Origin of the sequence: Streptomyces sp. NPDC059866 (genome assembly GCF_042731325.1) — a bacterium.
Lineage (GTDB): Bacteria > Actinomycetota > Actinomycetes > Streptomycetales > Streptomycetaceae > Streptomyces > Streptomyces flavusporus.
On record NZ_JBHWJT010000016.1, the window covers coordinates 232,297 to 239,960 of the forward strand.

The window sequence follows — 7,664 nt, forward strand, 5'->3', positions numbered from 1 at the left end:
GCACCGCCCCGCGCGAACGCTCCGAAGCCGCCCCCACCAATCCACACGGCGCCTCCGCAGATCACACCGCCCCAGCCCCGCTCAGCCCCGCATGCCGTCCGAAGTCCTCAGCCGCCACCCGCACTGCGCCCGCCGACAGATCGAATCGCTCCCGCCCAGACCCACGCCGTCCTCCGCGGCCGGTCCAGGCTCGTCCGCCGATCCGAGCCGTACAGGCCGCGAGCCACACGCCCCTGCCGGCAGGCCGCCCTCGGTCAGGGCAGTCGCACTCCCAGCGCGGTCTGTACAAGCGCCGCGTGCAGCTTCACCGTGAGCCCCGCCAGCTCCTGCACACGGGCCTCCGCGTGCGCCCTGGTCTGCGGATTGCGGTGCCGCTTCAGCGGAGCCACCACCTGGTCCACCAGCCCGGCCTCACGGTCGGCAGCCGCCTTCATCACCCGCAGGTGACGCGGCTCGATGCCGAAACGTCCCAGCTCGGCGACCAGCGAGGCCACGGTGGCGGTCTCCGCGTCGTACACCCCGTCCGACAGCGGAGTGATCAACCCGTACGACTCCCACTCCGCGAGTTCCTGCTCTCCGATCCCGGCGGCCGCCAGCAGCTCCGCCCGCCCGATGCGCGCCGCCGTCGGTCTCTCGGAGGACTCCGGCGGGGCTTCGCCGTCACGCTGCCGGCCCAGCGCGGGCAGCCGCACCTCCTCGCCGCGCTCCATCGCGTCGAGGTACTCGCGGATCACCTTGAGCGGCAGATAGTGGTCCCGCTGCATTCTCAGTACGTGGCCGAGTCGCTCGACATCGGCCGCGCTGAACTTGCGATATCCCGAGGGGGTCCGCTGCGGCTCGATGAGCCCCTCGGACTCCAGGAAACGGATCTTGGAAATGGTGACTTCGGGGAACTCCTCGCGCAGCACGTTCAACACCGTGCCGATACTCATCAGCCCGCTGTCCGCGGCGGTGATGCCGTTGCCGGCACCACCGCTCGGTGTATGAAGCATGGACCTTCCCTGGGGTCCCCCCGGACGGAGCCCGGGGGACGGTCAGATGCCCTGCCGGCTCGCGTAGAAGACCAGCCGATACTTGCCGATCTGTACCTCGTCACCGTTCGACAGAGCGACCTGGTCGATCCGCTCACGGTTGACGTACGTGCCGTTCAGACTGCCCACGTCGGCCACCGTGAACGAACCGTCCGGGCTGCGGCGGAACTCCACATGCCGCCGCGAGACCGTCACGTCGTCCAGGAAGATGTCGCTCTGCGGGTGACGCCCGGCCGTGGTCAGGTCGCTGTCCAGGAGGAAGCGGCTGCCCGAGTTCGGCCCGCGACGCACGACCAGCAGCGCGGAACCCAGCGGAAGGGCGTCCACCGCAGCCTGCGCCTCGGGCGAGAGCGTCGGCATCGGGGTCTGCCCGGTGACCTCGGCGTCGTAGGCCTCGAGACCGCTGATGGAGATCGTGGAGGTCGTCTCGGACGGACGCTCGGCGGCCGCACCCGCCCGCAACGGCGCACCGCAGTTGGAACAGAAGCGGCTGCTCTCCGCATTGCGGTTACCGCACCTCGTACACACCAGGGCCGACATGGACGGATCCTCCTGCCGCGGCTGCCCCGCCGGGGCATTGGACGCGTACGGGCCGGCGGAAAACCCTCCACCCGTACTTGAGGTTGACGGTTGCCCGAAACCTATGCCGCCGGACTGGGCAGGGTCAACCGTCGGCGCGCCCTGACCTCCGGAAATGTCACCGCCCGGACCAGCGACCTGGTCGCGGAACAGGGGGCGCTGACCCTCTGCGTCAGGCTGTGCGCGATGACGAGCGGTGGCGTTACCACTGCCCTCTCGTGCGCTCTTGCCGAACAACTTCGCAAACAACTTCACGGGCGATTCCCCTTGACCTGAACAGACCCGCCCGTGGGGCAGGACGAACCCTGACTGCACACTCCGGCCGACCCGGACATCCTCACAACGTCCGTATCCACCAGACAGTTTCCACCACGCACCACCCATTCGGTGCGCCGACCCCCCGCAACCTCATGCCCTCGCCGGACGACCCCCATGCACCCCCGGTTCACTGGGAGGACGACCGAGCGTAGTCAGGTCGCTTCGCCGCTCGCAAGGCGTCCACAACGATCTTGTCGGACCGCTCGACGGTCACGGTGGCCTGCTCCTTCTCGAGCGTCTGCACCACGCCTCCTGGAATGTTGAGCGCCGGTTCGAGGTCCTGCGGCTTGCCGATGACCTTGAAACGATAGGGAGCATTGATCTTGTTCCCGTCGACGCTGACACTCTGCCCGGAGTCGGTCAGATACGTGCCTGCGACCACGCGCACGCCGTTCACCTGGATCGCCTCCGCGCCGGCCGCCCGTAGTTCCTGGATCGCGTCGAGCAGCATGTCCGCCTCGACCGTCCCCTTCGTGTCGTCGATGGTCATCGTGATGCCGGGTCCCTGCGCCGCCACCGTGCCCGCCAGAATGCCGAGTTGCCGCTCCTTCTCGATCGTCTGCTTGCGGGCCTCCTCGGCCTGGTTGGAGCTGTTCTCCAACTCGTCGCGCTGCTTCTCGAGCCCCTGCTTCTCGTCCTCAAGACGCTGGGTACGGTCGTCGAGTTCATCGAGGATGCGTACGAGATCCTCCTGCCGCGCGCCCCGCAGCGCGCTGTCGTCGTCGCTGTTCGAGGCGACCTGCACGGCCAGACCGAAGCCGAGACCGAACAGCAGCAGTGCGACGATGAGTTGGGCACGGGTGACGCGCGGCGGCCACAGACCGTTCACGAGCCGCTGCCGACCGGTGAGCGCCGGCTCGGACTCCTCCTCGGGGCGGTCCACCGTCGCCGTGGCCGGCACCTCGTCGGGCAGCTCCTTGCGCAGCCGGTTCTCGGCTGTCTCGTCCTGCTTGCTCATCGGCCTCACGCCCGGAACACGTGCCGACGGATCGCCGCGGCGTTGGAGAAGATGCGGATGCCGAGAACCACCACGACACCGGTGGACAGTTGCGCGCCGACGCCCAACTTGTCGCCCAGGAACACGATCAGCGCGGCGACGACCACGTTCGACAGGAACGACACCACGAAGACCTTGTCGTCGAAGATGCCGTCGAGCATCGCCCGTAGACCTCCGAAGACTGCGTCCAACGCCGCCACCACGGCGATCGGCAGGTAAGGCTCGACGGCCGCCGGAACCTCGGGCCGGACCAACAGGCCGGCCACGACTCCCACGACGAGGCCCAGTACGGCGATCACGATGTGCCTTTCTCAGTTCTCGGCTGTGCTGATTCGGTTATCGGCTCTGCTGTGCGGACGATCACACTCGGCGCCGCCGGCAGCCGCACCTCGTCCTCCACGGAGATGCTGGTACGGATGCCGAAGTTCTCCTGCAGGGCATGCAGATAGAGCCCGTCCGCGCTGTTCTGGAACCTGGTGCTCAGCTGCTTCCCGTCGCCCACCGCGAGCACCGTGTACGGCGGCACCAGCGGCCGGTTGTCGACCAGTATCGCGTCACCCGCAGCCCTGATCGCCGACAGCGCCGTCAGCCGCTGCCCGTTGATCGAGACAGCCTCGGCGCCCGACTCCCAGAGTCCGTTGACCACCCGCTGCATGTCACGGTCACGCACCCGCCCCGTGTCGGAGAAACCGGACGTTCCGCGCGGGTCGCTGTCACCACCGACGGCGGATTCCTTGGCGTCGTTCACGACCAACTTCACACCGGGGCCGCGTACTTCGGTGGCGCCCGACAGGATTCCCACCAAGTGGGTCTGATCATCGCCGCCGCTCTGCTTCAGCGCCGCGCGCTGGCGGGCGCTCACGTCGTCGCGCAGCTTGTCGACGTCACTCTCCAGCGCGTCCGCAGCCGCGGTCTCCCGGTCGATCCGGTCGATGAGCTCCTCGCGCTCCTTGGCGACCACAGGAGCTGCCACCCGCGCCTGTGCGGCGCCGACGGTCACCACCAGGGCCGCGAGCACCAGGCCGGCAGCGAGACCGAGCTTCGCCCTGAGGGTTCTGGGCAGGCCTTCGGCGCCCGCCGCCTGCTTCCTGGCCGCGGCCTCGGCATATCCCTCGTCGAGGCTGTGATCCATGACGTTGGTGAGCAGCGACATGGACGCGTCCGGGCGTGCGGGGGGCGTGGAACTGCTCCGAACGGGGGGCTGCTGCGGCATGCCGCACATCGTCGCACGTCGCGACCGCTACCTCCGCACGGCCCCACCGGCGTGCCGGACAGGCCCCCTTGGGGACACTTGTCCGGCACGCCGGTGGGGCCGTTTACCGTCCGGCGCTGTCCACGACCGCCGACCACTCGTCGAGCAGGGCCTGCGCGGAGGCATCATCCGGCCCTTCCGCCCACAGGTGGGTGACCGCCTCGGCCGGGTCTGGCAGCACCATGACCCAGCGCCCATCGGCCTCCACCACGCGCACACCGTCCGTGGTGTCCACGTCGCGATCTCCGGCCGCCTCGACGACGCGCCGCATCACCAGCCCCTTGACGGCCCAGGGAGTCGCCAGATCCCGCTTGAGGACGTGCGCCCTGGGGATCCGCGCGTCGATCTGGCTGAGCGTGAGCTGAGTACGCGCCACCAGACCGATCAGCCGCACGAAGGCCGCCGTACCGTCGAAGACACTGCTGAACTCCGGGACGATGAATCCGCCCTTGCCGTCGCCACCGAAGATCGTCGTGTCATCACGCCCGACCCGCGTCAGGTCGTCAGGGGAAGTGGTGGTCCACTCCACCTGGGTCCCGTGATAGGCCGCGACCTGTTCGGCGATCCTGGTCGTGGTCACCGGCAGGGCAACCCGCCCGCTGCGCCGCTCAGCGGCCACCAGGTCGAGCATCACGAGCAGCGCCCGGTCGTCCTCGACGATCCGCCCCTTCTCGTCGACCAGCGACAGCCGCTCACCGACGGGATCGAACCGCACCCCGAATGCGGCCCGCGCGGACGCAACGATCTCTCCCAGCCGCACCAGCCCCGACCGCCGCGCATCCGCCGTCTCCGTCGGCCTGGACTCGTCCAAACCGGGATTGATCGTCAGCGAGTCCACGCCCAGCTTGCCGAGCAGGCTGGGCAGCACGAGCCCCGCACTACCGTTCGACGCATCGACGACGACCTTCAGCCCGGACTCGGTGATGCCGGTCGTGTTCACGTTCCGCAACAGCGACCCGGTGTACGAGTCGAAGACACTGGCCGGGAAGTGCAGGTCCCCGATCTCTCCCGGGAACGCACGCCGGTACTCCTGCCGCGCGAACACCCGGTCCAGCTTTCGCTGACTCGCCTGCGAAAGGTCGGCTCCTCGCCCGTCGAAGAACATGATGTCCACGGAATCCGGCACGCCGGGCGTGGTCCGGATCATGATCCCGCCGGCACTGCCTCGTGCCGTCTGCTGCCTCGCCACCGGCAGCGGTACGTTCTCCAGGTCCCGTACGTCGATGGCACTGGCCTGCAGCGCGGAGATCACCGCCCGCTTCAGCGCACGCGCACCACGGGAATGGTCACGGGCCGTGGTCACCGTGGAGCCCTTTTTCAAGGTCGTGGCATAGGCGCCGGCGAGACGCACGGCCAACTCGGGCGTGATCTCGACGTTCAGAATTCCGGAGACGCCGCGGGCGCCGAAGAGATGCGCCTGACCCCTCGATTCCCATATGACCGAGGTGTTGACGAAGGCACCGGCCTCGATGGTCTTGAACGGGTAGACCCGCACATTGCCCTGCACGATCGATTCTTCGCCGATGAGGCACTCGTCGCCGATGACCGCGCCGTCCTCGATCCGCGCCGCCCGCATGATGTCGGTGTTCTTGCCGACCACACAGCCCCGCAGATTGCTGTGCTGCCCCACGTACACGTTGTCGTGTACGACGGCCTTGTGCAGGAACGCCCCGCTCTTGACGACGACGTTCGAGCCGACGACGGTGTGCTCACGGATTTCCGAGCCGGCCTCGACCTTGGCATAGTCACCGATATAGAGCGGCCCGCGGAGCACGGCGTCAGGGTGCACCTCGGCGCCTTCGGCCACCCACACACCAGGTGAGATCTCGAAGCCGTCGAGCTCGACGTCGACCTTGCGCTCCAGGACATCGGCCTGCGCCTTCACATAGCTCTCGTGCGTGCCGACGTCCTCCCAGTACCCTTCGGCGACATAGCCGTAGATCGGCTTGCCCTCCTTCATGAGCTGCGGGAAGACATCGCCGGACCAGTCGACGGGGACATCGGCCTCGACATAGTCGAAGACCTCAGGCTCCATCACGTAGATGCCGGTATTGACGGTGTCCGAGAACACCTGGCCCCACGTCGGCTTCTCCAGGAACCGCTCGACCTTGCCCTCTTCGTCGACGATGGTGATACCGAATTCCAGTGGGTTGGGGACACGCGTCAGGCAGACAGTGACCAGCGAACCCTTTTCCTTGTGGAAGTTGATCAGCTCGGTGAGGTCGAAGTCGGTCAGCGCATCACCGGAGATGACGAGGAACGTGTCGTCCTTCAACGCCTCTTCGGCGTTCTTGACACTCCCGGCAGTACCGAGTGGCTTCTCCTCATTGGCATAGGTGAGCTCCATACCGAGCTCCTCGCCGTCACCGAAGTAGTTCTTGACCAGTGAGGCAAGGAACTGGACAGTTACGACGGTCTCGTTGAGCCCATGCCTTTTGAGCAGCCGCAGAACGTGCTCCATGATCGGCCGGTTGGCCACCGGCAGGAGCGGCTTGGGCATGCTTGAGGTCATGGGACGAAGGCGCGTGCCTTCGCCACCGGCCATCACGACGGCCTTCATGTCGGAAGCGTCCTCCTCGAAGAGACGACGGTCTAGCCGACTTCACCCGTCCGAATTATCCCGCACTTTTCCCTCGCGGGCCATCGCACCGCTACGGCCGCACGTTCGGCGAGCTCAATCGGTCATGGCGTCCGCACGAACCAGGCGGCGGACTTGCACCACATAGAGGACTCCTGCCCACCAGTAGAGGGTTGTACCCCATCCTGCGAACGCCCATCCGAAAATAGCAGCGAGTGACGAGATCCATCCACTCCCGTCACTGAGCAACAGCAAGGGGAAGGCGTACATCAGGTTGAAGGTGGCGGCCTTCCCGAGGAAGTTCACCTGCGGCGGCGGATAGCCGTGACGCCTGAGGATGCCCACCATCACCAGCAGGACCAGTTCCCGCCCAAGCAGTACAGCGGTCAACCAGATCGGCAGAATCTCTCGCCACGTAAGACCAACCAGGGTCGAGAGAATGTAGAGCCGGTCGGCCGCGGGATCAAGAAGCCGGCCGAGACTGCTGATCTGGTTCCAGCGTCGGGCAAGTTTGCCGTCCAGGTAGTCACTGATCCCGCTGAGAGCCAGCACCAACAGCGCCCAGCCATCACTCTTCGGTCCCCCGAACTCGGGCCTGAGGATCAGCCACAGGAAGAGGGGCACGCCGGCGAGCCGCGCCAGGCTGAGGATGTTCGGGATGGTGAGGACCCGGTCCGTCTGGACGCGAGTCTCCTGGACCTCCAACCGGGGGCCTCCTGTCGAAAACGAGCCAACTATGCCCACTGACCTTACCTCAATGCAAAAAAGCTCTGGCTCTCGGGCCAGGTGCCCGAGAGCCAGAGCTCTAAAAGGAGTTCGGCGGTGTCCTACTCTCCCACAGGGTCCCCCCTGCAGTACCATCGGCGCTGTAAGGCTTAGCTTCCGGGTTCGGAATGTAACCGGGCGTTT

The 7,664-nt window shown here is 67.0% G+C and carries 7 protein-coding genes and 1 rRNA gene; all 8 read right to left on the reverse strand.

The annotated features are described in order from the left end of the window. Positions 1 to 254 precede the first annotated feature (254 nt). Positions 255 to 992, reverse strand: a complete 738-nt coding sequence (locus ACFV7R_RS25495) for a MerR family transcriptional regulator (protein ID WP_385267302.1) — start codon at positions 990 to 992, stop codon at positions 255 to 257. Positions 993 to 1,034: 42 nt separating this feature from the next. Then, positions 1,035 to 1,994 (reverse strand): FHA domain-containing protein, encoded by a 960-nt coding sequence (locus tag ACFV7R_RS25500; protein WP_385267305.1) that lies wholly within the window; start codon positions 1,992 to 1,994, stop codon positions 1,035 to 1,037. A gap of 61 nt (positions 1,995 to 2,055) precedes the next feature. Beyond that, the gene (locus ACFV7R_RS25505; protein WP_385267308.1) at positions 2,056 to 2,886 is read right to left on the reverse strand and encodes a DUF881 domain-containing protein; all 831 of its coding nucleotides are present in this window, start codon (positions 2,884 to 2,886) and stop codon (positions 2,056 to 2,058) included. 5 nt (positions 2,887 to 2,891) lie between these two features. Next, positions 2,892 to 3,224 (reverse strand): small basic family protein, encoded by a 333-nt coding sequence (locus ACFV7R_RS25510; RefSeq protein ID WP_003977440.1) that lies wholly within the window; start codon positions 3,222 to 3,224, stop codon positions 2,892 to 2,894. Next, entirely contained in the window at positions 3,221 to 4,138 is a 918-nt protein-coding gene (locus ACFV7R_RS25515) for a DUF881 domain-containing protein (RefSeq protein WP_385267314.1), read from the reverse strand. The genes ACFV7R_RS25510 and ACFV7R_RS25515 overlap by 4 nt, the downstream gene beginning before the upstream one ends. A 103-nt stretch (positions 4,139 to 4,241) precedes the next feature. Further along, entirely contained in the window at positions 4,242 to 6,737 is a 2,496-nt protein-coding gene (locus ACFV7R_RS25520) for a sugar phosphate nucleotidyltransferase (protein WP_385267317.1), read from the reverse strand. 114 nt (positions 6,738 to 6,851) lie between these two features. After that, entirely contained in the window at positions 6,852 to 7,460 is a 609-nt protein-coding gene (locus tag ACFV7R_RS25525) for a CDP-alcohol phosphatidyltransferase family protein (protein ID WP_129796732.1), read from the reverse strand. A gap of 109 nt (positions 7,461 to 7,569) precedes the next feature. Continuing rightward, a 5S ribosomal RNA gene (gene rrf, locus ACFV7R_RS25530) occupies positions 7,570 to 7,664 on the reverse strand; the annotation flags it as partial.

Coding starts and splice junctions, on each gene's coding strand:
- ACFV7R_RS25520 (WP_385267317.1), bottom strand. CDS start 6,737: ATGAAGGCCGTCGTGATGGCCGGTGGCGAAGGCACGCGCCTTCGTCCC.
- ACFV7R_RS25505 (WP_385267308.1), bottom strand. CDS start 2,886: ATGAGCAAGCAGGACGAGACAGCCGAGAACCGGCTGCGCAAGGAGCTG.
- ACFV7R_RS25500 (WP_385267305.1), bottom strand. CDS start 1,994: ATGGGTGGTGCGTGGTGGAAACTGTCTGGTGGATACGGACGTTGTGAG.
- ACFV7R_RS25515 (WP_385267314.1), bottom strand. CDS start 4,138: ATGCCGCAGCAGCCCCCCGTTCGGAGCAGTTCCACGCCCCCCGCACGC.
- ACFV7R_RS25495 (WP_385267302.1), bottom strand. CDS start 992: ATGCTTCATACACCGAGCGGTGGTGCCGGCAACGGCATCACCGCCGCG.